Source organism: Corynebacterium sp. ACRQK (assembly GCF_022345965.1).
Lineage (GTDB): Bacteria > Actinomycetota > Actinomycetes > Mycobacteriales > Mycobacteriaceae > Corynebacterium.
In genome coordinates, this window is sequence record NZ_JAKRMU010000008.1 from 27,429 (window position 1) to 51,072 (window position 23,644).

Here is a 23,644-nt window from a genome sequence, read left to right on the forward strand (position 1 = left end):
TCGAAATGCCTATTGCAACCCCCGACGTCTACCGCGACATGCTGGATAATGCGAAGGAGAATGGCTTCGCATACCCCGCCATCAACTGCACTTCTTCCGAGACCATCAATGCTGCTCTGAAGGGCTTTGCGGATGCGGAGTCCGACGGCATCATCCAGTTCTCCACCGGTGGCGCCCAGTTCGGTTCCGGTCTGGCCGTGAAGAACATGGTTGCAGGTGCGGAGGCCCTGGCTGCGTTTGCTCACCAGGCTGCTAAGCACTACGGCGTGAACGTTGCTCTGCACACCGACCACTGCCAGAAGGAAGTTCTGGACGAGTACGTCCGCCCGCTGATGGAGATCTCCCGCAAGCGCGTGGAGGCCGGCGAGAACCCGTTGTTCCAGTCCCACATGTGGGACGGCTCCGCTATCCCGATCGACGAGAACCTGGAGATCGCTAAGGATCTGCTGGCTGACGCCCAGAAGGCCAACATCATCCTCGAGGTGGAGATCGGCGTTGTCGGTGGCGAGGAAGACGGCGTGGAGGCTAAGGCCGGCGCTAACCTGTACACCACCGAAGAGGACTTCGCTAAGACTGTTGATGCCCTGGGCACCGGCGAGCACGGCCGCTACCTGCTGGCCGCTACCTTCGGCAATGTTCACGGCGTGTACAAGCCGGGCAACGTGAAGCTGCGCCCGGAGGTTCTGGACATGGGCCAGAAGGTTGCGGAGAAGAAGCTGGGTCTTTCTGAGGGCTCCAACCCGTTCGACTTCGTCTTCCACGGCGGCTCCGGCTCCGAGAAGGAGAAGATCGAGGAGGCTCTGCGTTACGGCGTGATCAAGATGAACGTGGACACGGACACCCAGTACGCCTTCACCAACCCGGTTGCCCGCCACATGTTCACCAACTTCGACGGCGTGCTGAAGATCGACGGCGAGGTCGGCAACAAGAAGGTTTACGACCCGCGCTCCTACCTGAAGAAGGCTGAGGAGGCCATGTCCGTCCGCGTGGTGGAGGCCTGCAACGACCTGCACTCCGCTGGCACTTCCGTCGCTAAGTAGGTTTCGCTAGCACGATGGCAGAACAGATTCGTCACAGTCGAGACCTCTTCGGCGCGGAGCACCCGGAGGTGCGCCTGCCGCAGGAGCTGGCAAGCTCCATTCCGGTGGAAGGCGGTGCCGGTGCCGGCGGTGGTGCAAGTACTACGCAGTCGCGCGAGTCGCTGGAGGCCGCGGTCTCGGAGAACCTGAAGGATTCCGGCGCATGGGCCGCCCTGGCCGAGGTGCTGCTGGCCGAAGGCCAGCCCGTGCAGGCCTACGCCTGCGCCCGCACCGGCTACCACCGTGGCCTGGACGCCCTGCGTGGAAACGGTTGGCGCGGCACCGGTCCGGTCCCGTGGAGCCACGAGCCGAACCAGGGTGTGCTCCGCGCTATTGGCGCGCTGGTGCAGACCGCCCGCACTCTCGGCGAGGACGATGAGGTCGTGCGCTGCCTGAACCTGCTACACGACTGCGACCCGGCGGCAGCCCCAGCCCTGGGGCTAGACGGCTCCGGCAAGAAGGCCGAGTCCAAGCCCATCACCGAACCCGGCGCCACCCCGCCCGCCGAGGGCTAACCCGTGCCGGAACGGAAATGAACCAACGCCGTTCTTTCTCTCTGCCAGCCCCGAGCCGCGGAGTGAACCGGAACCTCTGCATCGCCACGCTAGTCGTGGCGATCTTCTGGATGTCCAGCATCCTCTGGCCCGCAAACCCCACCGCCGGCTGGCCTTTTGTGGCCGAAATGCAGGCCAGTGCGTGGGTCGCCGGTGTGCTCGCCGCGGCGGGTATCGGCATCCTCCGTTCGGTACGCCGCGCGGCGCTATGCGCGGTACTGGCTTTGCTGGCGGTCTTGATCGTCCCGCGCGTACCGGCGCCCAATTTTTCGGACGCCACCAACCCGACCCGCGTATTCTCCCTGAACACCTACTGGGGCAAGGCCGACGATAAGCGGATTGCGCGTGCCATCGATGAGCTTAAACCGGATGTGGTCTTCCTCCTGGAGACGAACGCCGAGGAGGTAAGCAGCGTGGCGGACAAGACCGGCTATCTCCCTATGACCCAGCCACGACCTGGCAACGATCGGGCGGATAATGTTGTGGCGCTCGTGTCGGCGTCATATAAAGAGAAAACAGGGGCGCACGGCAACATGGTCCGTGGGCTTACTCGCTTCCAGACCCCGCGCGTGAACGCACCTCTGCACGGCAACAGCGAGTTCGTGGGCGTGCATGCGGTAGCGCCGGCGAAGGACGACCGCCCGGCGTGGGAGCGCGACCTAGCGAACCTCAGCGAGTGGGCGAACTCCCGGCGCCACCTGGTGCTGGCCGGGGACTTCAACGCAACGCGCAGCCACCCGCGCTACCGCGACTTCGAGCTCAGCGACTGCACGGGGCACCTGGCGCACACCCCAACGTGGCCGGCGGTGTTCCCCGTGATTCGGCTGGATCACATCATGACCACCGGCGAGTGCCTGGGTGGCGGTACAAAGCGGATCCTGGGCACGGACCATCTGGCCGTGTGGGCGGACGTAACCACCTAGACTGGCGGGCATGGCAGAACCACAACCGCGGCCCCGAACCGCGAAGGAGATGTGGGGCGAGCCGGCCAACCGCCTGCGCCCCGGAGTGCGCGCCGCAGCTCGGAACCTGCGCCGTATCGCGCCGGTGCAGGGTGCAATCCGCGTGCGCGAGGGGATAGTCTTCGCCATCCAGTGCGCTATCGGCGCGGGCCTGGCGCTGCTCATCGCGGAGCAGATTTTCGACCACCAGCAGGCTTTCTTCGCGCCCATCGCAGCGGTTTTGAGCTTGGGGGTGAGCGCTGGTAAGCGACTGCGGCGCGGCTTCGAGCTGGTGCTCGGCGCCTCTGTGGGCGTGGGCATCGGCGACCTGGTGATCAGCAACATTGGTAGCGGATACTGGCAGGTCTCCGTGGTGGTGCTGTTCGCCATTTTGGTGGCGACGTTCGTGGATAAGTCGGTCTCTGTGGCTTTCCAGGCCGCCAGTTCCGCGGTACTGGTGGCGACGATCCTGCCGCCGGGGTCTTCGGGTTCGTGGGACCGCATGATCGACGCGCTGATCGGTGGCGTGATCGGCATTCTGGTGCTGGCGCTGGTGCCGAACTCCCCGCTGCGTCCGGCTAGGCGGGAGGTCTCCACGCTGATCTCGAAGGCTTCGCTGGTGCTGGACGATGTGGCGCAGGGGATGGAGGAGCGTGACGCGGCGAAGATCACCAAGGCCCTGGAGATCGCCCGCGGCACCCAGACCAACGTGAATGCCATGCTGACGAACGTCGTCGGCGGGTCAGAGGTCGTGGCCGTCTCGCCGATTTACTGGACGGCCCGGCGGCATGCGAAGTCGATGAACCGCATCCTGGTGCCTGTGGATAACGTGATGCGCAATACGCGCGTGCTGGCGCGCCGAGCGGAGATCATGATGCTGGACGAGATCGAGCCGCCGGAGGAGATGATCGAGCTGATGCGCGGCATCTCTAACGAGCTGGGCCAGCTGGGTGCGTTGTTCGCCGAGGGCGGTACTCGCGGCACCCGCGATGAGGCGGTGGAGATCCCGGAGATCGTACGTGCCCTGCAGAAACTCGCCGCGGAGGCGGATCTGGCCATCGCGGAGGGTACGGGTTTGTCGGGCACGGTGGTGTTGGCGCAGTGCCGCTCGATTATTGTGGACGCCCTGCAGGTCTGCGGCTACTCGCGTGAGTCGGCTATGGCGTTTCTGCGGCCGACGGTGGATAGGCCGTGGCAGCCGCCGGAGGTGTGGGACGAGCTGGGGGAGTAGGGCTGGGCTACGGGTGGAACCTTAAGAGTGGCGATAGTAGATTCTTAAAGAAGTTGGGGAATTGTTTCCCACCACGGCTTAATGTTGTCTCGCTCTACTATGAGGTATCTCTTATGATGTTTCTTCGCTCCCGCCGCACAATGACTGCTGTTGCGGCTGCATCTAGCCTGGTGCTGAGCGCCACGGCTGTCCCGAACTCTCCATTCTCCCCTCCCCAAGCAGCGGCGCAGGCTACCACGGCTAACAAGACGCAGGACACGAACCTGGACTACCGGTGCAATGTGTACGCCGCCGGTGGATTGGGGAACCAGAATTACGACCTTTCTACAGGCTTTCATGTGACGATGCCGGAACGCGTGGATGCTGGTGAAGTAGTAGACGTCACCGTAAACATTGACTCTATTCAAGTTAGGGAAGAGCAGGCCGGCAAAGTTGGTGGGCAACCCAGTTTCGAGGAGGGTGGGACTATCGGGAATAGAATCCGATTTCACATTCCCGAAGACGTTGAACTCGTTGGTTCCAACCTTAATGCAACCCTGAACAACCATGTCCTCGATGTCACGGGAATGATGCAACCAAGCAAGGATGGTAGCTTGGTGACCATCGCGTTCAAGGAGCTGAAGCTACAGCTTAAGCCCAAGAAACAAGGTACGGTGACGCTTCAAACGCCGAAGAAATTCCCGAAGTTAGACGAAGACGGCCGTGTCGTTCACAGCAATATGGTTTGGGGGCAGGGAATTGTCGGAAAAGTGTTCTGGAAGACGCCTGGTCTGAGGGTCACATGCATGACCGATCAGTACCAGCCGCTGGGTACGACCCAGGTGGGCAAAGACGCTGAAGTTAATGAGCCCAAGTACGACCCCATCCGGGTGAAACAGCAGGATACCGCTACCTCGAAGAACACCGCGCAGGCACCGGCGGGTACCACCTATGCGAAGGGTGCCAACGCTCCGGAGTGGGCAACCGTCGGTCAGGACGGCACCGTCACCGTCAAGCCGGGCCTGGACGTGAAGCCGGGCGACTACACCGTCCCGGTTGTTGTCACCTACTCGGATTCTTCTACGGACAACACCGTTGTGAACGTGACGGTAAAGGAGAAGGAGAAGTCTCTTGCGGAGCAGCACGATCCGCAGTTCGGTGAGGCTACCGTCGAGCAAGAAGGCACCGCCACCATCCCTGTCCCGGAGGGGCTGCCTGAGGGTGCGAAGGTTGCCCGTGGTGAGGGTGCGCCGGAGTGGGTCACCGTCAACGAGGACGGCTCCATCGAGGCAAAGCCAACCCTGGAGACCGAAGTCAAGGATTACACCGTTCCGGTCGTCGTCACTTACGACGATGGGTCCACCGACGAAGCAAATGCCAAGGTGACCGTGACCAAGAAGCCGGACAACCAGATTTACTCCCCGGAGTTTGGCAGCATCACCGTGCAGGCCAACCGTTCCGCAAAGACTCCTGCCATCGAGGGCTTGCCGGAGGGCACCAAGTTCGCCCTGGCTGAGGGTGCTCCGGAGTGGGCCACCGTCAACCCAGATGGCACCGTGACCTTGAAGCCGAGCAAGGACGTCGAGCCGGGTGAATACAACATTCCGGTCGTAGTCACTTACCCGGACGGATCGACCGCCACCGTGGAGCTGAAGGTGAACGTAAAAAAGCAGGAGAATCCGAGCGGAAGCTCCGGATCCAGCAACGGTTCCAGCAGCTCCAGCGGAGTCACTGGCTCCAGCCCGCTGGGTAAGTTCTTCGCAGCCCTGTTCGGAACGATTGCCATCGGCGCTGGCTTGTTCGGTCTGTACAACTGGGCCCGCGCCCACGGCTACGTCCGCTAACTGCCGGCGAGCTTAGTTGCGAACGAACTGTCCATCCCGCAGGTGGCGGTAAAACGTCACCGACTTCAACGGGCGGGGATGCCGCACCCCATCACGGGTAACCGCCAGATCCACCCCACCGGCCTGTAAGGCCCGCCCCCGCAGCACCGTCGGAGAGACGGTACTGCGGGGCTTCTTTATGCGCCCAAACCAGCCCTTGCGGGGTAGCGGAGGCCGCTGCACCGCAGCCAACCCCGGAGCATCCGGCGTGGGAACCAAACGTACACCATTGTTGAAATCGCTGGTGCCCGCCTTTGCCTGCTCATACAGGATCTCGGAATCGACGATCACCTCGCCGATCATCTCCGCCGCCTCCTCGGACTCGCCTGCCGATCCGGTGACCTCCGCCGCGCCCAACGTCACCACGCCATGGTCGTCGCGGATCACCGGAGTCGGCACAGCCGGGGAAGCCAGTGCGAAGGTGAGGTGCTCGGCGGGGGAGAAGGTGGCGTCCAGACCCCACGAAAGAGCAACCGCCGAAGAACCAGAAGGGATAAAACCAACCTCGACCCACAGGGCATCAATGCGCATCAATTTGGACACCACGGCGGCCAAAGCGGCATCGCTGCCCTGCACGATCACGCGCACACGCTCGCTGACCTGGTGCGGGTCGGGCTGCGGGGCACCCAAGTGGGGAGCGTCGGGGCGCTGCATCATCTCCTCCAGCGACGGGGTGGAACCCACCACGAACTGCTCCAGATCATCCAGGCAACGCAGCTCCTTGCGCTTCGGCACCGCGGACAGATCGAGGCACTCCACGGCCTCGCCCGGCAGTACAGGATCGCGCAGCTGATCGCTGGCGGGAACATCGCAACGCAACATAAACAACATAGAAACCCACCATAGCCGTGCCACAAGCACCGGCGAGGTACTAGAATGGAGAAACGTCTAGGTGCCCCGCCCGGTTTCTAACTGAAGTTACAGCAGCGACAGAATATGCAGCAGATGCTTGGAGCGGGGCTACACCCATGAGTACAGAAGTACCAACGCAGAGGACGTGTTTTAGTTTTCATGGCAGCAATCATTGTCGTAGGCGCCCAGTGGGGCGACGAAGGTAAAGGCAAAGCTACCGACATTCTGGGCGGGAAGGTCGACTACGTAGTCAAGCCCAACGGCGGCAACAACGCCGGCCACACCGTCGTCGTCGGCGGCGAAAAGTACGAACTCAAGCTGCTTCCCGCAGGTGTGCTTTCCGAAAACGCCACGCCCATCATCGGCAACGGCTGCGTGGTGAACCTGGAGGCGCTTTTCGAGGAGATCGACGGGCTGGAGGCCCGCGGTGCAAACGCCTCCCGCCTGCGCGTTTCCGCCAACGCGCAGCTGGTGGCGCCCTACCACGTGGCCATCGACCGCGTGGCCGAGCGCTTCCTGGGCAAGCGCGCCATCGGCACCACCGGCCGCGGCATCGGCCCGACCTACGCCGATAAGGTCTCCCGCGTGGGCATCCGCGCCCAGGACCTGCTGGACGAATCCATCCTGCGCCAGAAGATCGAATCCGCACTGGACCAGAAGAACCAGATCCTTGTGAAGATCTACAACCGTCGCGCCGTCGACGTGGACGAGGTTGTGGACTACTTCCTTTCCTACGCCGATCGCCTGAAGCCGATGCTGATCGATGCGACGACGGAGCTGAACCAAGCTCTTGACGCCGGTAAGTCTGTGCTGATGGAGGGTGGCCAGGCCACGATGCTAGACGTGGACCACGGCACGTATCCCTTCGTGACTTCCTCTAACCCCACCACTGGCGGCGCATGCGTGGGTACGGGCATTGGTCCGACGCGCATTACCGCATCGCTGGGCATCATCAAGGCCTACACCACCCGCGTGGGTGCCGGACCGTTCCCAACGGAGCTGTTCGACAAGTGGGGCGAGTTCCTGCAGACCACCGGCGGCGAAGTTGGCGTGAACACCGGGCGCAAGCGCCGCTGTGGCTGGTACGACTCCGTGATCGCCCGCTACGCCTCCCGCGTGAACGGCTTCACCGACTACTTCCTGACGAAGCTGGACGTGCTGACCGGCATCGGCGAAATCCCGATCTGCGTAGCCTACGACGTGGATGGCGTGCGCCACGACGAGATGCCGATGACGCAGACCGAGTTCCACCACGCCACCCCGATCTACGAGACCATGCCCGCGTGGGACGAGGACATCACCGACTGCAAGACTTTCGAGGAGCTGCCGGAGAAGGCGCAGGATTACGTCAAGCGTCTGGAGGAGCTGTCCGGCTGCCGGATCTCCTACATTGGCGTGGGGCCGGGCCGCGACCAGACCATCGTCATCAACGACGTCGCGGAGAGTTAGGGCGCTGCGCTAGAGTGCGCTGCGCTAGAGCGCGGACAGCGTGGCATCCAGCGGTGGTACGGGGAGAGGCTTGAGGTGAGCGCGATTATCCTGCAGGACCTCGAGTCTACTGAGGAGCGACGGGGGTGAATGCCGGAAAGATCCGAATATTTTTAAAAGGAAAATATTCGTTCGGCGACGTGATGCACATCACTCGCTTAAGGTTTGTCTTACATTGCAAGCGCAGACCCCGGCTACAAGGAGAGAAACTATGCCGATCCAGAGCCCACAGCAGGAAATCGACATCCCGAACAGCACAATCTACGACGTACTTTTCGGCAACATCGCCGAAGAAGACCTCGGTCGCATCGCCATCACGGACGATGCCACGGGATCGCAAACCACCTACGGGGAACTCAAGGCTCTTATTGACGCCTTCGCGGGCGCACTGGCCGAACGCGGAGTCAAGCCAGGCACGGTCGTCGGGCTGCACTGCCCGAACAGCCTCGCTTTCGCGGTCGCCTTCCACGGCATTCTCCGCGCCGGGGCGACTGTTTCTACCTTGGGGTCACTGCTGAACGCCCACGACGTGGCAAAACAGCTTAAGGACTCTGGTGCGACGTATGTGCTGACGACCAAGCTGCTGGGAGAAGCGGGCGTCCAAGGTGCGGAAGAAGCAGGCATCGACCCGAGCAACATCATCGACCTCACCGACGAAACAACTGGCCTGAAGGCGCTGGTGGGGGAGCGTCGCTCCGCGCCGGAGGTCACCATCGACCCGGCGACTCACGTGGCGGTGCTGCCGTACTCGTCGGGCACCACGGGCGTGCCGAAGGGCGTGCGTCTGAGCCACCGCAACCTCGTGGCGAACATCCTGCAGATCGGCGTGCGGCTCGGCCCCAACGGCCTGGACCGCGACTCCGTGGTGATGTGCGTGCTGCCGTTCTTCCACATCTACGGCATGAATGTCCTGCTGAACTCCTGCCTGTACGTGCGCGCCCACGTGGTGACCATGCCCAGCTTCGACCTGGAGAAGTTCCTGGCGGCACATCAGAAGCACGGCATCACGTTCACCTTCATCGCCCCGCCGATCGCCGTGGCGCTGGCCAAGCACCCGCTGGTGGACAAGTTCGACATCGGCTCCCTGGAGACCGTACTTTCCGGCGCGGCGGCCCTGGATGGGCAGCTTGCAAACGCGGTGGCCAACCGCCTGGGCGTGCGCATCCTGCAGGGCTTCGGCATGACGGAAACCAGCCCCGTCACTAGCGTGAGTGACGTCGGAGTTACGCCACTGGATTCCATCGGCCTGCCGGTCTCCAACACGGAGGTGAAGATCGTGGACATCATGACAGAAGACCTCGAGGAGATTCACCCGCCCGCGAACGAGGGCGAGCGTTCCATCGAAGGCGAAATGTGGGTACGTGGCCCGCAGGTGATGCTCGGTTACCTTAACAACGAGGAAGCCACCGCCAACACCATCACCCCCGACGGATGGCTGCGCACTGGAGACATCGCGAATCTAGACCACCTGGGCAACGCCTACGTGGTCGACCGCATGAAGGAGCTGATCAAGTACAAGGGCTACCAGGTCGCTCCGGCCGAGCTGGAAGCGCTGCTGATGACCCACGAGGCCATTGCGGACGCGGCCGTGGTCGGTTACCTGCGCGAATCAGATGGCGAAGAGCTGCCGCGTGCATTCCTGGTGCTGCAGCAGGGAGTGGACCCGAACGACCCGGCCGTGAGTGCGGAAGCACTGATGGAGTGGGTTGCCGAGCGGGTGACTCCGTACAAGAAGATCCGCATGGTCGAGTTCATCGCCGCGATCCCGAAGTCCAGCACGGGCAAGATCCTGCGCAAGGATCTGAAGAACGTGCCCGTGGCAGCTAAGGCCTAGCGGCGCTAGAAATCCCAGTCATCCTCCTCCGTTGATTCCGCCCGCCCGATCACGTAGGAGGATCCGGAGCCGCTAAAGAAGTCGTGTGTTTCGTTGGAATCCGGCGCCAGGGCGGCGATGATCTCCGGCTCCGTTTTCGCCGCTTCTTCTTCGTATTGCGGTGGGTACCCCAGATTCATCAGCGCCTTATCCGCGTTGTAGTGCACGAAGGCCATCACGCCGTCGATCAGCGTTTTCTCGTCGGCTAAAGCTTCGCCGTACAGATCTCCGGAGTACTCCTTCTCTAACTCCAGAAGTTCCTCCACTAGTGTGAATGTGAACTCCTCGAGCTCCGCCGAGCGCTCCGGGTGGGCCTCTAGCCCTCGCTGGAATTTGTATCCCGAGTAGTACCCGTGGACGGCCTTGTCACGCAGGATCAACCGGATCATGTCGGCTGTATTCATCAGCGTGCCACGGCAGCTAAACCACAGCGGTAGGTAGAACCCGGCGTATAGCAGCAGGGAGGACAGTAGCGTGGCGGCGACCTTCCGCTTGAGTGGGTCGTCCCCGTAGTAGTGCTGCATCACTGCCGTCGCTCGGCGCTGCAGGGCTGGGTTACCGATGGCCCAGGTATAGGCGGCGTTGATTTCCTCGCTGCTGCACATCGTGCTGAACACACTGCTGTAGCTGCGCGCGTGAACGGCCTGCATAAAGGCGATGTTTGCGTAGACCGCTTGTTCGTGTTCGGTGCGGGCATCCGGGATCTGGCTGATCTCACCAACGGTCGCCTGCACAGTATCCAGCAGCGTGAGCCCGGTGAATACCTTGGTGGTCAGCTCGCGTTCTGCGTCCGTCAGTGCGTTCCAGGCTGGCAGGTCGTTGGACAGCGGTACTTTCTCTGGCAGCCAGAAGTTGCTGGTCAGCCGCTGCCAGATCTCCAGGTCCTTCTGGTCGTCCAGCCGGTTCCAATTCACCGGCCGCAGCGGCCGGGCGGGGTCGTGCGGCCATTGGGGTGGGGTTTGGGAGCGCGTGAGGTAGCTCATTGTTTCCTTTCTGATTCTTCTCGATCGTGTCATTCTGCTTGTGTCTTATTGCTCTGTCTTATGGACGCCACATCTCCCCGCCAGTCCGATCCCAGAACTCCCGGATGCCTTCCCGAACACGGGCAACATCGCGGGCCGTGCCGAGCAATTCAAAGCGATAGAGCTCCGGCACCTGGCACTTGGCAGCGATTGTTGGTCCAGCGCAGCAGTATGCCGTACCGAAATTCCTGTTTCCGCTGGTGATCACACCCCTGATGAGAGAGCGGTTATGTGAATTGTTGAGGAAGGTGATGACTTGCCTGGGCACCGCCTTCCGTGGGTCACCTCCGCCATAGGTTGGGGTGATGAGCACATAGGGCTCGTCGACGATGAGCTCCGGCTCCTTGCGCCGCAAGGGGATGCGGCGGGCGGGAATGTCCAACTTGTCGACGAATCGGCGGGTGTTTTCGGAGGCAGAGGAGAAGTAAACGATGCGCGACTGCGAGACCGCGATTGGTTGCATTGGGGGAGAGGTCCTTTACAGCTTGTTGCTAGTTGGAGCTGGTTGTTCGTTGGGGTAAATATCCATAAACTAGCTTCCAAAAGTTCAATGACACGAACTTTACAACAACAAGATATTGAACTTTTGTGTAGGGTGCCTGGTGTATCCAAGTTCACACCGCGTACGCGGCTGCGTAGTGCGGAATACGCCAGAGAGAAGAAAGGAAAAAGCTCGTGGCGAAGCTAACCCAAGAAATGAAAGACATGATCGATGCACAGCTGCCGTACCTGGCGACTGTGACCGACGGCGAGACGCTACTGCCGGACATCGGTCCGAAACGCAGCTTGCGCGTGTGGGATGACGAGACGCTGATCTATAACGAAAACACCGGCCGGCAACACCTGGAAAACCTACGGGCCGGTTCAAAGGCCGCTGTGGCGGTCGTGGATTGGGCAGAGCTAGACGGGTACCGGTTTATCGGTCCAGCAGAACTGTTTCACGAAGGGCCGGTGTGGGACGCGGCGGTGAAGTTCGCCGAGGAAAAGGGGCACAACCCACCGAAGATGGCGGTGCTGATCCACATTGAGCAGATCTACACCCTCATGCTCGGCAAGAATGCTGGCCGGTTGTTGGCCAGCGATGACGAGTCCCTGATGGTGGACTAAAAACCGTATTCGCGGGCGGTGATAGCCGCCTGGTTAACGATCCACTCCACCATCTCCTGTGTCGGGGCGCCGGAAATGGCCTGGTTGGAGGGGTTATTCATTACGCGGCGCACCACGCCCTCCACGATGATGGCGACCTTCCACAGGCCCAGCACGTGCCAGTAGGCCAGCGCCTGGCGTTCGCGATCGGAATTCTTACCTGCCTTCTGCAGGTATCGCTCCGCCAGCGCCTCCGGGGTGGGGAATCCGTCGGCCAGCGCGGCCTCGAAGCCAGGCAGCTGCAGGCCATTCTTGACCGGCCAATACGCCATCAGGGAGCCGATGTCCGACAGCGGGGCGCCAAGCGTCGTCAATTCCCAATCCAGCACCGCGTTGATCTTTCCGGTATCCGGGTCTGCAATGATGTTGCCGATATGCAGGTCGCCGTGGACCAGCACGGTCTCGTCCTGCTCCGGAATCTTCGCCACCAGCAGCTGCGTCAGTTCGTCCAGCGCCGGCAGCTCGCGGGTCTTCGTCTTATCCCACTGGCCCGTCCAGCGCCGTAGCTGCCGTGGGGCGTAGGGTTTGTGCGACGCCAAGTCGCCCAAACCCACAGACTTCAGATCCACGCTGTGGATCGCCGCCATCGCGTCGATCAGTCCGTCGGCGATCTTGCCGCGCACCTCGGGCGTAATGCTGTCCGCAACCTTCATGGAGTTGACGGTCACACCTTCGATGGCGGACATGGCGATCACCGGCACGTCGGCCACCTGCTTACTGCCTTCGCCGTGAGCTTCACCGCGACTTGCACGGTGGCTTTCCTCCCAGTCCGTCGAGCTGCCGTAGATCTTTGGCACCGGCACATCCGTGTTTTCTAGTGCGGCCATGATCTTGCCCTCGCGGACCACATCGTGGGCGCTGGCGGTCAGCGTGCCCAGGGGTGGACGGCGCACAACCACGCGCTTGCCCTGGGAATCTGTGGCCAGGTACGTCAGGTTCGATTGCCCCGCGCCGATGCGCTGCAGGGAGATGCCGTCCGCGCCGCCTCCCAGTCCGGCTACGTCGTGCAGCCAGCTGGCCAGGTGGGCGTCAGAAAAAGGGTTAGAGTTACTGGTCACGGTACTTCCTCAATTCGGCTCGGGCGATGGTCATACGGTGCACCTCATCCGGGCCGTCGGCTAGGCGCAGGGTGCGCAGGCCCGCCCACATGGCGGCCAGGGGAGTGTCGTCGGTGACACCCTCCCCGCCGTGTACCTGAATAGCCTGGTCAACGATCCGCAGAGCCATCGCGGGGGCGGCCACCTTGATGGCGGCGATCTCTTGGCGGGCGGCCTTGTTTCCAACCGTGTCCATCATCCAGGCTGCTTTCATGGTCAGCAGGCGCGCCTGCTCGATGTCGATGCGAGCCTGGGCGATCTGGTCGCGGATGTTGTCGCGGTTAGCCAAAGGCTTGCCGAAAGCAGTGCGGGACATGGCGCGGGTGCACATGAGCTCCAGGGCGCGCTCGGCCATTCCAATGGCGCGCATGCAGTGGTGGATGCGGCCCGGGCCCAGGCGGTCCTGGGAGATCTTAAAGCCCATGCCCTCGCCGCCGAGGATGTCCTTATCCGGCACGAAGACGTCCTTGAAGTGGACCTCCGCGTGGCCTTCGCGGTCGTGGTAACCGAATACTGGCAGGTTGCGCACGATTGCCACGCCGGGTGCGTCCGCGGGCACGGCGAGCATGGATTGCTGGCGGTGGATCTCCGCGTCCGGGCTGGTCTTGCCCATCACGATCATCACCTTCAGGTGCGGGTGCATGCCGTTGGAGGTGAACCACTTGCGGCCGTTGAGCACGTAGCCGCCGTCGGTGCGCTCCATGCTCATGCGCACGTTGGTGGCATCGCTGGAGGCCACGCCCGGCTCCGTCATGGCAAACGCGGAGCGGATTTCGCCGCTGAGCAGGGGTTCCAGGTACTTCTCCCGGTGTTCGTCGGTGCCGTAGAGCTCGAAGACCTCCATGTTGCCGGTGTCCGGGGCGTTGCAGTTGCAGGCCTCGGGGGCGAGGTGCATGGACCGGCCCATGATCTCCGCCAGGGGCGCGTACTCGGCATTGGTCAGGCCCGGGCGGTTGCTATCCCCACCTGTACCGCCAGCGCTACCAGCCCCGCCAGCGCCGAGGTGGGGGTGGAACAGGTTCCACAGGCCGCGCTTCTTCGCCTCGGCCTTTAGCTCGTCGAGGATGGCGGGGAAGTGGTGCGGGTCGCCGGATTCGCGCATTTGCTGCTCGTACACGGCTTCGGCCGGGTAGATGCACTCGTCCATGAATTCGGTGAGCTTGCCTTGGTACTCCAAGGACCGTTCGCTGTGTTGGAAGTCCACTGTTTTCTTACCTTTCGACGCCAGATTGTCCGTCAGTGGGCTTATCCTTAGCGCTGGAATTTCCGGGGGTGGTCACGTCGATGGTCTTGTTGCCTACGAGCATTCCGCCGTCGACCACGAGGTTCTCGCCGGTGAGCCAGGAGCTGGTGGGTGCGGCCAGGAATGCGATGGCATCGGCGATGTCCTCTGGCTCGCCGATACGGCCAGCGGGGATCAGAGTGGAGGTGGAGTCTTCGTTCTCCTTCCACAGCGCCTCCGAGAGCTTGGTGCGGACCACGCCGGGGGAGATGCTGTTTACGCGGATGCGTGGAGCGAGTTCGCGGGCCATCTGCTTGGTCAGGTGCAGCAGGGCGGCCTTGGAGGCGTTGTACAAGCCGATGTAGTCCTCCATGGACAGGGCACCGATGCTGGAGACGTTCACGACCGCACCGGCGGGGCCGCCATTGCGGGCGGCCTTGCCGAGGCCTGCTTCGATGGCGGCGCTGGTCCAGATGACTGGTCCGATGGTGTTGATCTGGAAGACCTTCGCCATGATCTCCGCTGATTGCTTGTGCACGGGCCCGAACGCGGGGTTCGTGCCCGCGTTGTTGATGAGTACATCGAGACGGCCGAATTCCTTGACCGCCTGGGTGCAGGCCTTCTTCGCTGCCTCGGGGTCTGCAACGTGGGCGGCGATGCCGATCACACGGCCAGCGTTGGGGTTTTGTTTCTGTGCGGCTGCCTGCAGTTCTTCGGCGGCGGGGACGACGGTCTCCGGTTTGCGGCCGGTGATGACCACGTTCGCGCCACTGGCTGCGAGCTGCAGTGCGGTGGCGTGCCCGATGCCACGGGTACCGCCGGTGATGATGGCGGTCAGCCCGGCGTAGTCGTATTTACTCATTCAGGGGTCCTTTGCAGGGTTCGGTACGGGAGTTGGGATTGAGCTTGAGCTGTGACTCGCATCATATGCAGGTGGCGGGCTGCATATGTGAAGGATCGCAAAACTAAAGACATTCGGGTGTGAGTGAGGGACACTGGCCTGAGGTCTTAGAAAAGTTTGGAGTTCTAGAAAATGGGGATTTTGTACCTGGTGCGCCATGGGCAGGCGAACTCTGGAGGCCTGCACACCAGCGATGTCGCAGACGGCGCCATGGAGGAAACCTACGACCGCCTGACATCCCTCGGGCACGAGCAAGCCGCGGCGACCGGGCGTAGCTTGGCCGCGCGTATCGGTGGGGGCGGCGGGGGAGCTCGCGCTGGTGCAGCGCAGGAGAGCGCCGCAGGCGAGAGCGCAGCGCAGCCGGTGGTGTTGTCTGGCCCGCTCGGTCGGCAGCTCAGCACAGCCGAAGGTGTTCATGCGGAACTGGAGGCCGCGGGTCTGGAACCGCAGGCCATCCGCATGGTGGAGCAGTGGCGCGAGTTTAGCTCCGACGATGTGCTAGCTCCCTACTTCCGCGCCCACTCGGACAAGCTCGCAGAGATCCGCCGGGCCTACGAAGCCGCGCGCGACAACCCCCGAGGAATGAAGGAGCACAACCGTCTGCTCGGCCGCGCCATCGACGCCGCCCTACGCGAGTGGCGCTCCACCCCAGCATTCGACGCTTTCTCCGCACAGGTCAGGCAAGGTTTTTCGGACGCCACCTCGCTTGCCACGGGAGATCAACCAGTCGTGGTGGTTACCTCTGGCGGGCCGATCTCCATGTGCGCGGCTGAGCTCATCGGCGCCGACTGGACGCGGCTGATCAACAACATCTTCACCACCTCGGTGAGCGTGTTTAGCGTTCGGAGTGCGGGTAAGGCTCAGCTGCTGAGCTTCAATGAACACGCGCACCTGGACATTCCGGACGCATCGGGGAGCCGCCCGCTGCGCCGCTATCGTTAGAGATGGCGCCGGCTAGGGGGCGCCGGGTTTGCCTTAAAGCTCCCCGGGTTTCGTGTCCTCCATGCCGACCATGCGGAAAGTCATGAGGCTCAGAGTCTTGATCGTGCGCTCTATGATCTCGTCACGGTTTTCATCTGTGACCTCGTAGAAGCCCTGAATAAAGGTGGCATGGCAGAAGCGGGTGAACATCGCAGCAATGGCAGCAGCGGTGTACTCCACGTCCTCCAGCGGCGGGATCATGTTTTTTGTAATCATCGCTTCCAGCATCCGGCGGTTGCGGCCAACCATCTGCTTAGCGATCTGCAACTGACGCTCTGCGAGTTCCGGGCTGAACTGGGAAGACTGTGCAACCAGGTTCATAGCTCCTGCGTTGTTCGCGTAAAAGCGCACGAATTCACGGTTGCTGTGGATCACCGTAGCGCGGGCGTCATCAATGCTGAGCAAGCTATCGTCGAGTGTGGGGTTTAGGTCTTTCTCGACGCTGGCTAGCACGTTCATGAGGAGGTCTTGGCGGTCCTCGAAGTACGTGTACAGGGTGCCGACGGAACAGCCGGCCACCTCAGCGATCTTCGTCAACTTAGTGTGGTGGTAGCCATCGGTGGTGAACACCTTGCGGGCGGCATCTAGGATGTCTGCGCGGCGGGCTGCAGCTTTGGGAGAGAGTGATTCGTTTGAGTGAGTAGCTGCGGTGCCACGTGGGTAATTATTTGAAGCTTCTCGCGAGCTTTCATAGTCGTGGGCCATGGCCCCCATTGTATAAGACTTAAACCCTATTAACTAAACAATAATGAAAGATTTTCGGACTTCTATGATTCAAAATTCATTTTCGACGGGCGCGCAGAAGCCGCGCGTTGTGGCGGATGTGGATACAGGGATCGATGACAGTCTGGCGCTGATTTACTTGGCTGGCCTGCATTCCGCCGGAGAGATTGATTTAGTGGTGACGACCAGCGCGGGAAACACGACCGCACGGCAGGCGGCTGTGAATTCTGCAGAGGTTCTGCGGCTGGCCGGAGCGGCGGACGTGCCCGTTGTGGCGGGTGCGCGATCGCCGTTGAAGGTTCCATTGACGACGACTCCGGAAACGCACGGAGAAAAAGGTTTAGGTTATTATTCGCCTCTGGATGGGGGTGGTGCAGCTGGCGATGCGGGCGATGCGGGCTCGGCGGGCGATGCGCGGGCAGCGGTGGAGTTGTGGCGCGGGGCCTCGCACATCCTGGTTGCGGGCCCGGCTACGAACTTTGTCTGGGCGCTGAGGCACTCAGTGGAGGTAGTCGGTGGCGCGGCTGCGGGTAGCGCGACTGGAGCCGAAATCACAATGATGACCGGCGCCTTTAACTACCCCGGCAACACCACGCCGACGGCCGAGTGGAATGCCTGGGTCGACCCCCACGCGTTGAAGGAGGTCTTCGCTGCTCCCGCCCCCACCCGCCCGCTGTCGACGATTTGCCCGCTTAACGTCACCGAGCAAGTCCTGCTTTATCCCGACCGTTTGCTCAGGTGGCAGGAGGCGCTGCGCCCCACGCGCCCAGAACTGGCGGCCCTCCTCGGTGACGCCCTCCGCTTCTACTTCGAATTCCACCAGTCGGTCGGCGTCGGCTATTGCGCACAGATCCACGACCTCGCTGCGGCCATGGTGATGTTGCGGCGCGTTCCTTATTCTTTTTATGACGCCACCGTGGACGTCGAAGCCGACTCTCCGCTCATGCGCGGCACCACCGTGGCCGACCGGGTTGCGAAGGTTCCCGCCGGTGAAGGGGCTGCGACCAGTGGGGCAGCAGAGGCGCGCGGTCCGTACTGGGATCGCGCGGCGAATGCCCGGATTCTCGAGTCCCTGGACCCGGCCGATGTGTTCGCGGAGTTCGAGCGGGTGGTCTGCGGGCGCTAGATGAAACTAGACGCGCTCGCGAGCCTTCTTAGCGGCAGATACCAGAATCTCCAGGGAGGCGGTGGTCTCTTCCCATCCGCGGGTCTTCAGGCCACAGTCCGGGTTAACCCACAGCAGGGAGGGATCCACGGAATCCAGGGCGGCGGTCAGCAGGTCATCGACCTCCTGCTGCTTCGGCACGCGTGGGGAGTGGATGTCCCACACGCCTGGGCCAACGCCCAGCTCGTAGCCCTCGTCCTTCAGCGCAGCCAGAACCTGCATGCCGTTGCGGGCGGCCTCGATGGAGGTCACGTCGGCGTCCAGGTTGGAGACCGTGTCGATCAGCTCGTTGAACTCGGAGTAGCACATGTGGGTGTGGATCTGCACCTTGTTCTCCGCGCCGGAGGTAGCCAGGCGGAAGGAGCCCACGGCCCACTTCAGGTAGTCCGGCTGCTGCTCCTTGCGCAGTGGCAGCAGCTCGCGGATAGCGGGCTCGTCCACCTGCACCACGCGAGCGCCAGCGGCGATCAGGTCGTCGATCTCGTCGCGCAGAGCCAGTGCAACCTGGTCGGCGGTCTCGCCCAGCGGCTGATCGTCACGCACGAAGGACCAAGCCAGCATGGTCACCGGGCCGGTCAGCATGCCCTTGACCGGCTTGTCGGTCAGGTCGGCAGCAACCTTGTACCAGTCGACGGTCATCGCGTGCGGGCGGGAAACGTCACCGAAGATGATCGGCGGGCGCACGCAGCGGGAGCCGTAGGACTGCACCCAAGCGTGCTCGGTGGACAGGTAGCCGTCCAGCTGCTCAGAGAAGTACTGCACCATGTCGTTACGCTCCGGCTCGCCGTGCACCAGCACGTCCAAGCCCAGCTCTTCCTGGCGCTTGATAACGTCCGCGACCTCGTCCTTCATCGCCTGGGTGTAGGCTGTGTCGTCGATCTCGCCCTTGCGGTGCTTCGCGCGCGCCTGGCGGATCTCCGTGGTCTGTGGGAAGGAGCCGATCGTGGTGGTTGGCAGCGGCGGCAGGTTCAGCTCTGCCTTCTGTGCCTCGCGGCGGGCCTCGATGGAATCGCGGCGACGGTCGGCGTCGGTCACGGCATCCTGGCGCTCGCGCACGGCTGCGTTGTGGGTCAGGGTGGAGTTCTTGCGGTCCTCGATGGCCTCACGGGTCTCGGCGAACAGCTGCTCGTCGGCCTCGGTCTGCTGGCCGCGCAGGGTGCGGGACAGGGCAGCGACCTCGCGGATCTTCTCGGAACCGAAGGCCAGCCACTTCTGCACCTCGGCGTTCAGGTTCTGCTCGCGCTGCAGGGAGTAAGGCACGTGCAGCAGGGAGCAGCTTGTGGAGACAGCAACCGGGCCGCGCTCCTTCAGACCCTGCAGGGTCTTCAACGCTGCGTCCAGGTTGGTGCGCCAGACATTGTGGCCATCCACAACACCGGCGGCCAGCAGCTCCTTGCCGTTCCAGGCGGGCAGCTCGGCAGCAGCGGCGCCGCCGGTGACCAGGTCCACGCCGAAGGCAGCCACGCCGGAGCCGCCCAGTAGCTCGATGGCTGCGTTGCCGTCGCCGAAGTAGGTCTGGATGAGGAGGTTGACGCCCTCATCGCCAGCGCCTGCAGCCTCAACCAGCTTCTCGTAGCCAGCGCGGGTGCGCTTCAGCAGATCCTCGTTGGCGGCCGCATCAGCGTAAGCGAAGTCGGTGACCAGGATCGGCTCGTCGAACTGTACCCACTTCACGCCGCGGTTCGCGATGCGCGTCAGTAGGCGGGAGTAGGCGTCAAAAATTTCCTCGAGGTGAGCGAAGGCATCAGAACCATCGACGGTACGAGACAGCGCCAGGTACGTCAGCGGGCCAACCAGCACCGGGCGAACGGCCTCGCCTGCGCGGGTGACCTGGTCGCGGATGTCCTCGAGGAACGCGGAATCGTCCAGCTCCACGCGGGAGTCCTTGGCCAGCTCCGGGACGATGTAGTGGTAGTTCGTGTCGAACCACTTCGTCATTGCGGAGGCCGGCAGCTCCTTGGTGCCGCGGGCGGCGGCGAAGTAGCGGTCGATGAAGCGCGGCAGGCCGTCGTTGTCGTGGTCCGCGATGTCGGCGACGCGCTCGGGCAGCAGGCCCAGCAGGGCGGTGGTGTCCAGCACTGCGTCGTAGAAGGAGCGGCCAGAGAAGGCTGCGGAATCCAGGCCAGCGGCCAGCAGCTCGTCGGTGTAGTCGTTGACTAGGCGAGTTGCGGTGGTAGCCAGGTTGCGGCCGGTGGAGTTATCGCGCCAGTAGCCCTCGAGAGCCTTCTTTAGCTCGCGGTCGGGTCCGATGCGCGGCACCCCGGCGACGGTTGCGTTGAAAGTCATTGTCTTTCCTGTCTTCCTTTTCCTATTGGCCCCGCCGGGCGGGGCTGTGTCTAGCTGTAAAGCTGTATGGAATTCTTGCCAGTGCGGTTCCCGCGCGGGTGCGCCTTTCCCGGGGCTCCAGAAGGCGCACACGAGTGGCGGGGCAAAGCCTCCGCCGATGCGTGGGTCGCTTGCTCAACTATTTAAGAATAGACAGCTTAGTCTGTCAACTAGGTCACTTAATTCGGGGTTCCATAACCCCCGCCTCCGTGCCTCAAAACCGCTGAATCACCCCGCCGAAAGCCCTGCGATTTGTGCATCGGGTCCGCAAGCTGTAAGCATTTAACCAACATCAAAACCACTGGCCACGCGGGGTGATGCGCGGGTGGAACGTCGAGGTGACATAGACGTTGCGCCCAGCCCGCGCTGGCCGGCCTGAAAGCTAGCGAAATTTGAGGTTTCACCCCATGCGCCCCTTGTCACAAAAAGCCAGTTATGTACTGCTCGGTCTAGCCGCGATTATCATCGTCGTCACCTGGCTGACCCTCGTCATCTGGCAGCCCAGCGACTCCAACTACGAGTCCCTCGCAGACTCCAAGAGTTCCACAATCGCTCTGGTTGGCTTCATCGTCCCCGCCATCCTCGCGCTCATCGCCGTGATCCCGCGCCTGCCCGTGCGCACCCTTGCCCTGCTGCCGGTCGCCCTGGCCATTAACGTCATCCTCGGCCACGTCATCGGCAACATGGGCCTGCCCCTGCCGCTGTACCTGGATTCCACCGGCACCGTGCTGGTCGGCGCCCTAGCCGGCCCGTGGGCGGGCCTGGTTACCGGCGTGCTGTCCGCCCTGGTGTGGGGCACGTTCAACCCCACCGTCGTGGGTTTCGCCGCTGCCTATGCTTTCGTCGGCGTTTGCGCCGGGTTGCTGGGCAAGTGGTGGGGCGGTGCGTATTGGAGAATCGGCTTGTCCGCGTTGCTCATTGGCTTCCTGACGGCCCTGCTCTCCGCGCCAATCGCCTCCTTCATTTTCGGCGGCACTGCAGGCACGGGCACGGGGCTGTTGGTCACTGCTTACCGGACGTTGGGCTTCGAGCCGATGACGGCCGTCTTCCTGCAGTCCTGGACGTCCGACCCGCTCGATAAACTGATCGTGTTCACCATCATTTACCTAGTCATCCGCGCCCTGCCGCAGCGCACGCTCCGCACCTTCGCCCCGGCGGGCAAGGATGGCAACACTACTGCTGATAACACCGCCACAGCAGACAATGCCGTATGAACCCACTGACCTACTTCACCCTCGCCGCCAGCGGGGTGATCTTCGTTCTCGTCGCCGATAGCCTCGCCGTGAGTGCCGTCGCGTGGGGTCTGTGCGGCCTTGTGGCCCTCTTCTTCTCGACGCCCCGTCGTCCCTTCCTGGCAGCCAACCTCTTAGGCCTACCGGCCTTCATCGGCTTCGGTCTGATGTACGCCCCCTTCGGCCAGGAGCCCGGCTGGTGGATCATCACCCGCGACGGCCTGCAGATCGCCCTGTCTCTGGGCAGCCGCTTCCTCGCCGCCACCACGATTGGCCTGACCATCGGCAGCTTCGTGAACCTCGACCAGCTGATGCGCACCGTACAGCCGCGCCTGCCCGCCAAGCTGGTGTACGTCGTCGGCGCGACCGCTCGGCTGCTGCCGCTGGCCCGCGCCCGCTGGCTGACAATCCAGCAGGTCCGCGCCTCCCGCGGCGTGGACGTTGCCACCTTGGGTGCGAAGTGTCGCATGATTCTGCCACTGATTGTCGGCATGGTGGACGATGCAGCCACCCGCGCCCGCCCGCTACAGCGCACCGGTATTGGCGAGCCCGGCCCGCGGACCGTACTGCGCCCCATCCCGGATACTGCTATGGACTGGGCGGTCCGCCTGCTGGCCATTGCCGCCCTGGTGGTGGGATGCTGGTGGGCAGTGCACTAGCTGGGCTGAGGGGGCTCTAGCCAACAGAAGCACTAGCGAGCACAAGCACGAGCAAACGACCAGAAAGATCCTGCGCGAACAATGCCTTTGAGTACCTTCATCTGGGGAGATAGTGGCGTCGGACTATCCGAACATGCCTGGGCGCACGCAGAAAAGACCGGCGCGGCGTGGGTTGGCAACGAGGCCAGCGCGCACATCTCCCTGCTGCGCAACACGGTCGCCGAAGAGCTCGCGTTCCCCATGGAGCAGCGCGGGGTGCCGCGCGCCGAGATGCAGCAGCGCGTGGAGGCCGCCCTGCGACTGTGGGGGTTGGAGGACCAGGCCGAGCAGAATCCCGCCACCCTGTCCACCGGCCAGACCCGCCGCGTGGCCATCGCCGCCGCACTGCTGGCCCGTCCCGAAGCGCTGGTGCTCGACTGCCCCCTCGATGGCCTGGACGCCACCGCCGTCGACACCCTGCGCCGCACCATCGCGGACTTTCCGGGGACCGTCACCGTTTACGATCGTGCGGGTTCGCCCTTAAGTGATGACGCCCCCTCGCACCAGCGCCTGCTAGCCGACGGCACCCTGACCGATTCCCCCGCGCCGAAACCTGCCGCGGAGTCGGTGACTCCGGAGATCACCGAGCAGGGGAGCACGGCGACCGCCTTGCTGGCGCGGGATGTGGTTTTCCGCCGGGGTGGCGTCGGCCCCATAAATCTGGAGATCCCCGCAGGCCGGGTGGTGCACCTGGCCGGGCCGAACGGGTGCGGAAAGACGACCCTATTCCTCGGCGCGCTGGGGTTGTTGAAGTATCGGGGCACGCTGCGCGCGGAGGGGCTGAAGGGCTGGGCGCCCACACAAATGGATCAGGCGGTGACCTGCCGGACCGTGGCCGAGGAACTGGCCGTGGGGGCGGGCGAGGAGCTGGCCACAGCGGCTATTGACTTCGCCAGGTTGGGCAAGTGGGCGGGTACGCATCCGCTGGATGTGCCCGCGGCGAAGCGGCGGATCGTGCTGGTCGCGGCGGCGATGGTACGCGGCGCGGATCTGGTGATGTTAGACGAACCGACCGTGGGGCTGGACGTGCTGGGCTACCGCGAGCTGGCGGAGCTGATGCACCGCTACGCGGGTGGCGAGTATGCGCGGATGATCGGGCGGGGCGGCTCTGGCGCGCCGGGCGAGCCTGGTGGCGCGGGCGCGCAGCAGACGCAGACCGCGCCGACGGTGCTGTGGACCTGCCACGACGCACGCTTTGCGGCGCAGGTCAGCGACCTGCGGATTGATATGGCGGGTTAATCCCGCCGGGCGT

Annotated in this window: 21 protein-coding genes; 13 read left to right on the forward strand and 8 right to left on the reverse strand. The window is 63.3% G+C overall.

Translation table 11 applies throughout. The annotated features are described in order from the left end of the window. Positions 1–5 precede the first annotated feature (5 nt). The 5 genes from fbaA to MHX63_RS08930 all read left to right on the forward strand — a co-directional run bounded on the left by fbaA (position 6) and on the right by MHX63_RS08930 (position 5,628). On the forward strand, positions 6–1,040 hold the full coding sequence (fbaA, locus tag MHX63_RS08910; RefSeq protein WP_005297034.1) for a class II fructose-bisphosphate aldolase: 1,035 nt from the start codon (positions 6–8) through the stop codon (positions 1,038–1,040). Positions 1,041–1,054: 14 nt separating this feature from the next. Beyond that, entirely contained in the window at positions 1,055–1,594 is a 540-nt protein-coding gene (locus tag MHX63_RS08915; RefSeq protein WP_239388234.1) for a DUF3151 domain-containing protein, read from the forward strand. Between the two features lie 17 nt (positions 1,595–1,611). Next, positions 1,612–2,556 carry an endonuclease/exonuclease/phosphatase family protein gene (locus tag MHX63_RS08920; protein ID WP_239388236.1) on the forward strand — a complete coding sequence of 315 codons (945 nt, stop codon included), beginning with the start codon at positions 1,612–1,614 and terminating at the stop codon, positions 2,554–2,556. A 10-nt stretch (positions 2,557–2,566) separates the two neighbouring features. After that, positions 2,567–3,805, forward strand: coding sequence for an aromatic acid exporter family protein (locus MHX63_RS08925; RefSeq protein WP_239388238.1), 1,239 nt, complete (start codon positions 2,567–2,569; stop codon positions 3,803–3,805). 113 nt (positions 3,806–3,918) lie between these two features. Further along, the gene (locus MHX63_RS08930) at positions 3,919–5,628 is read left to right on the forward strand and encodes a Rib/alpha-like domain-containing protein (RefSeq protein WP_239388240.1); all 1,710 of its coding nucleotides are present in this window, start codon (positions 3,919–3,921) and stop codon (positions 5,626–5,628) included. A gap of 12 nt (positions 5,629–5,640) precedes the next feature. On the opposite strand, the gene MHX63_RS08935 is transcribed toward MHX63_RS08930, so the two are convergent. Then, positions 5,641–6,498, reverse strand: a complete 858-nt coding sequence (locus MHX63_RS08935) for a hypothetical protein (RefSeq protein ID WP_239388242.1) — start codon at positions 6,496–6,498, stop codon at positions 5,641–5,643. A 180-nt stretch (positions 6,499–6,678) separates the two neighbouring features. Here MHX63_RS08935 and MHX63_RS08940 point away from each other — a divergent pair, with 180 nt between their 5' ends. Next, complete coding sequence (locus tag MHX63_RS08940; protein WP_035004838.1) at positions 6,679–7,968, forward strand: adenylosuccinate synthase; 1,290 nt, start codon at positions 6,679–6,681, stop codon at positions 7,966–7,968. Positions 7,969–8,218: 250 nt separating this feature from the next. Beyond that, on the forward strand, positions 8,219–9,841 hold the full coding sequence (locus tag MHX63_RS08945; RefSeq protein ID WP_239388244.1) for an AMP-binding protein: 1,623 nt from the start codon (positions 8,219–8,221) through the stop codon (positions 9,839–9,841). Between the two features lie 5 nt (positions 9,842–9,846). Here MHX63_RS08945 and nrdF read toward each other — a convergent pair whose 3' ends face one another. Both nrdF and nrdI read right to left on the reverse strand, forming a co-directional pair. Then, positions 9,847–10,863 (reverse strand): class 1b ribonucleoside-diphosphate reductase subunit beta, encoded by a 1,017-nt coding sequence (gene nrdF, locus MHX63_RS08950; protein WP_239388246.1) that lies wholly within the window; start codon positions 10,861–10,863, stop codon positions 9,847–9,849. Between the two features lie 58 nt (positions 10,864–10,921). Beyond that, positions 10,922–11,365, reverse strand: a complete 444-nt coding sequence (gene nrdI / locus MHX63_RS08955) for a class Ib ribonucleoside-diphosphate reductase assembly flavoprotein NrdI (RefSeq protein WP_239388248.1) — start codon at positions 11,363–11,365, stop codon at positions 10,922–10,924. A gap of 212 nt (positions 11,366–11,577) precedes the next feature. Between nrdI and MHX63_RS08960 the strand changes: the two genes are divergently transcribed. Beyond that, complete coding sequence (locus tag MHX63_RS08960; RefSeq protein ID WP_005296999.1) at positions 11,578–12,009, forward strand: pyridoxamine 5'-phosphate oxidase family protein; 432 nt, start codon at positions 11,578–11,580, stop codon at positions 12,007–12,009. On the opposite strand, the gene MHX63_RS08965 is transcribed toward MHX63_RS08960, so the two are convergent. Genes MHX63_RS08965 through MHX63_RS08975 form a run of 3 tightly spaced genes read right to left on the reverse strand, consistent with a single transcriptional unit; the run spans position 12,006 to position 15,229 of the window. Further along, positions 12,006–13,106, reverse strand: a complete 1,101-nt coding sequence (locus MHX63_RS08965) for a phosphotransferase family protein (protein WP_239388250.1) — start codon at positions 13,104–13,106, stop codon at positions 12,006–12,008. The genes MHX63_RS08960 and MHX63_RS08965 overlap by 4 nt on opposite strands. Then, complete coding sequence (locus MHX63_RS08970; RefSeq protein WP_239388252.1) at positions 13,096–14,349, reverse strand: acyl-CoA dehydrogenase family protein; 1,254 nt, start codon at positions 14,347–14,349, stop codon at positions 13,096–13,098. Before MHX63_RS08970 ends, MHX63_RS08965 begins: the two co-directional genes overlap by 11 nt. Positions 14,350–14,356: 7 nt before the next feature. Further along, positions 14,357–15,229 (reverse strand): SDR family oxidoreductase, encoded by an 873-nt coding sequence (locus MHX63_RS08975; RefSeq protein ID WP_239388254.1) that lies wholly within the window; start codon positions 15,227–15,229, stop codon positions 14,357–14,359. A 171-nt stretch (positions 15,230–15,400) separates the two neighbouring features. On the opposite strand from MHX63_RS08975, the gene MHX63_RS08980 reads away from it, so the two are divergent. Further along, on the forward strand, positions 15,401–16,210 hold the full coding sequence (locus tag MHX63_RS08980; protein ID WP_239388256.1) for a histidine phosphatase family protein: 810 nt from the start codon (positions 15,401–15,403) through the stop codon (positions 16,208–16,210). Between the two features lie 33 nt (positions 16,211–16,243). Here MHX63_RS08980 and MHX63_RS08985 read toward each other — a convergent pair whose 3' ends face one another. After that, the gene (locus MHX63_RS08985) at positions 16,244–16,954 is read right to left on the reverse strand and encodes a TetR/AcrR family transcriptional regulator (protein ID WP_239388258.1); all 711 of its coding nucleotides are present in this window, start codon (positions 16,952–16,954) and stop codon (positions 16,244–16,246) included. Positions 16,955–16,997: 43 nt separating this feature from the next. On the opposite strand from MHX63_RS08985, the gene MHX63_RS08990 reads away from it, so the two are divergent. Further along, the gene (locus MHX63_RS08990) at positions 16,998–18,098 is read left to right on the forward strand and encodes a nucleoside hydrolase (protein WP_370644183.1); all 1,101 of its coding nucleotides are present in this window, start codon (positions 16,998–17,000) and stop codon (positions 18,096–18,098) included. A gap of 6 nt (positions 18,099–18,104) precedes the next feature. Here MHX63_RS08990 and metE read toward each other — a convergent pair whose 3' ends face one another. After that, positions 18,105–20,423: a 5-methyltetrahydropteroyltriglutamate--homocysteine S-methyltransferase gene (metE, locus tag MHX63_RS08995; protein ID WP_239388262.1), complete on the reverse strand. Its 2,319-nt coding sequence runs from the start codon at positions 20,421–20,423 to the stop codon at positions 18,105–18,107. A 446-nt stretch (positions 20,424–20,869) separates the two neighbouring features. On the opposite strand from metE, the gene MHX63_RS09000 reads away from it, so the two are divergent. The 3 genes from MHX63_RS09000 (at position 20,870) to MHX63_RS09010 (ending at position 23,631) form a co-directional block, all read left to right on the forward strand. Next, positions 20,870–21,676, forward strand: a complete 807-nt coding sequence (locus tag MHX63_RS09000) for an ECF transporter S component (protein WP_239388264.1) — start codon at positions 20,870–20,872, stop codon at positions 21,674–21,676. Further along, positions 21,673–22,353 (forward strand): energy-coupling factor transporter transmembrane protein EcfT, encoded by a 681-nt coding sequence (locus MHX63_RS09005; RefSeq protein WP_239388266.1) that lies wholly within the window; start codon positions 21,673–21,675, stop codon positions 22,351–22,353. Before MHX63_RS09000 ends, MHX63_RS09005 begins: the two co-directional genes overlap by 4 nt. 81 nt (positions 22,354–22,434) lie before the next feature. Then, positions 22,435–23,631 (forward strand): ATP-binding cassette domain-containing protein, encoded by a 1,197-nt coding sequence (locus tag MHX63_RS09010; protein WP_239388268.1) that lies wholly within the window; start codon positions 22,435–22,437, stop codon positions 23,629–23,631. Positions 23,632–23,644: the final 13 nt, after the last annotated feature.

What these genes read in the sequence shown, in the direction of transcription:
- MHX63_RS09000 (WP_239388264.1), top strand. Translation starts at nt 20,870, where the DNA reads ATGCGCCCCTTGTCACAAAAAGCCAGTTATGTACTGCTCGGTCTAGCC.
- MHX63_RS08930 (WP_239388240.1), top strand. Translation starts at nt 3,919, where the DNA reads ATGATGTTTCTTCGCTCCCGCCGCACAATGACTGCTGTTGCGGCTGCA.
- MHX63_RS08945 (WP_239388244.1), top strand. Translation starts at nt 8,219, where the DNA reads ATGCCGATCCAGAGCCCACAGCAGGAAATCGACATCCCGAACAGCACA.
- MHX63_RS09005 (WP_239388266.1), top strand. Translation starts at nt 21,673, where the DNA reads ATGAACCCACTGACCTACTTCACCCTCGCCGCCAGCGGGGTGATCTTC.
- MHX63_RS08935 (WP_239388242.1), bottom strand. Translation starts at nt 6,498, where the DNA reads ATGTTGTTTATGTTGCGTTGCGATGTTCCCGCCAGCGATCAGCTGCGC.
- metE (WP_239388262.1), bottom strand. Translation starts at nt 20,423, where the DNA reads ATGACTTTCAACGCAACCGTCGCCGGGGTGCCGCGCATCGGACCCGAC.
- fbaA (WP_005297034.1), top strand. Translation starts at nt 6, where the DNA reads ATGCCTATTGCAACCCCCGACGTCTACCGCGACATGCTGGATAATGCG.
- MHX63_RS08980 (WP_239388256.1), top strand. Translation starts at nt 15,401, where the DNA reads ATGGGGATTTTGTACCTGGTGCGCCATGGGCAGGCGAACTCTGGAGGC.
- MHX63_RS08940 (WP_035004838.1), top strand. Translation starts at nt 6,679, where the DNA reads ATGGCAGCAATCATTGTCGTAGGCGCCCAGTGGGGCGACGAAGGTAAA.
- nrdF (WP_239388246.1), bottom strand. Translation starts at nt 10,863, where the DNA reads ATGAGCTACCTCACGCGCTCCCAAACCCCACCCCAATGGCCGCACGAC.
- nrdI (WP_239388248.1), bottom strand. Translation starts at nt 11,365, where the DNA reads ATGCAACCAATCGCGGTCTCGCAGTCGCGCATCGTTTACTTCTCCTCT.
- MHX63_RS08915 (WP_239388234.1), top strand. Translation starts at nt 1,055, where the DNA reads ATGGCAGAACAGATTCGTCACAGTCGAGACCTCTTCGGCGCGGAGCAC.
- MHX63_RS08975 (WP_239388254.1), bottom strand. Translation starts at nt 15,229, where the DNA reads ATGAGTAAATACGACTACGCCGGGCTGACCGCCATCATCACCGGCGGT.
- MHX63_RS08990 (WP_370644183.1), top strand. Translation starts at nt 16,998, where the DNA reads ATGAAAGATTTTCGGACTTCTATGATTCAAAATTCATTTTCGACGGGC.
- MHX63_RS08920 (WP_239388236.1), top strand. Translation starts at nt 1,612, where the DNA reads ATGAACCAACGCCGTTCTTTCTCTCTGCCAGCCCCGAGCCGCGGAGTG.
- MHX63_RS09010 (WP_239388268.1), top strand. Translation starts at nt 22,435, where the DNA reads ATGCCTTTGAGTACCTTCATCTGGGGAGATAGTGGCGTCGGACTATCC.
- MHX63_RS08925 (WP_239388238.1), top strand. Translation starts at nt 2,567, where the DNA reads ATGGCAGAACCACAACCGCGGCCCCGAACCGCGAAGGAGATGTGGGGC.
- MHX63_RS08985 (WP_239388258.1), bottom strand. Translation starts at nt 16,954, where the DNA reads ATGGCCCACGACTATGAAAGCTCGCGAGAAGCTTCAAATAATTACCCA.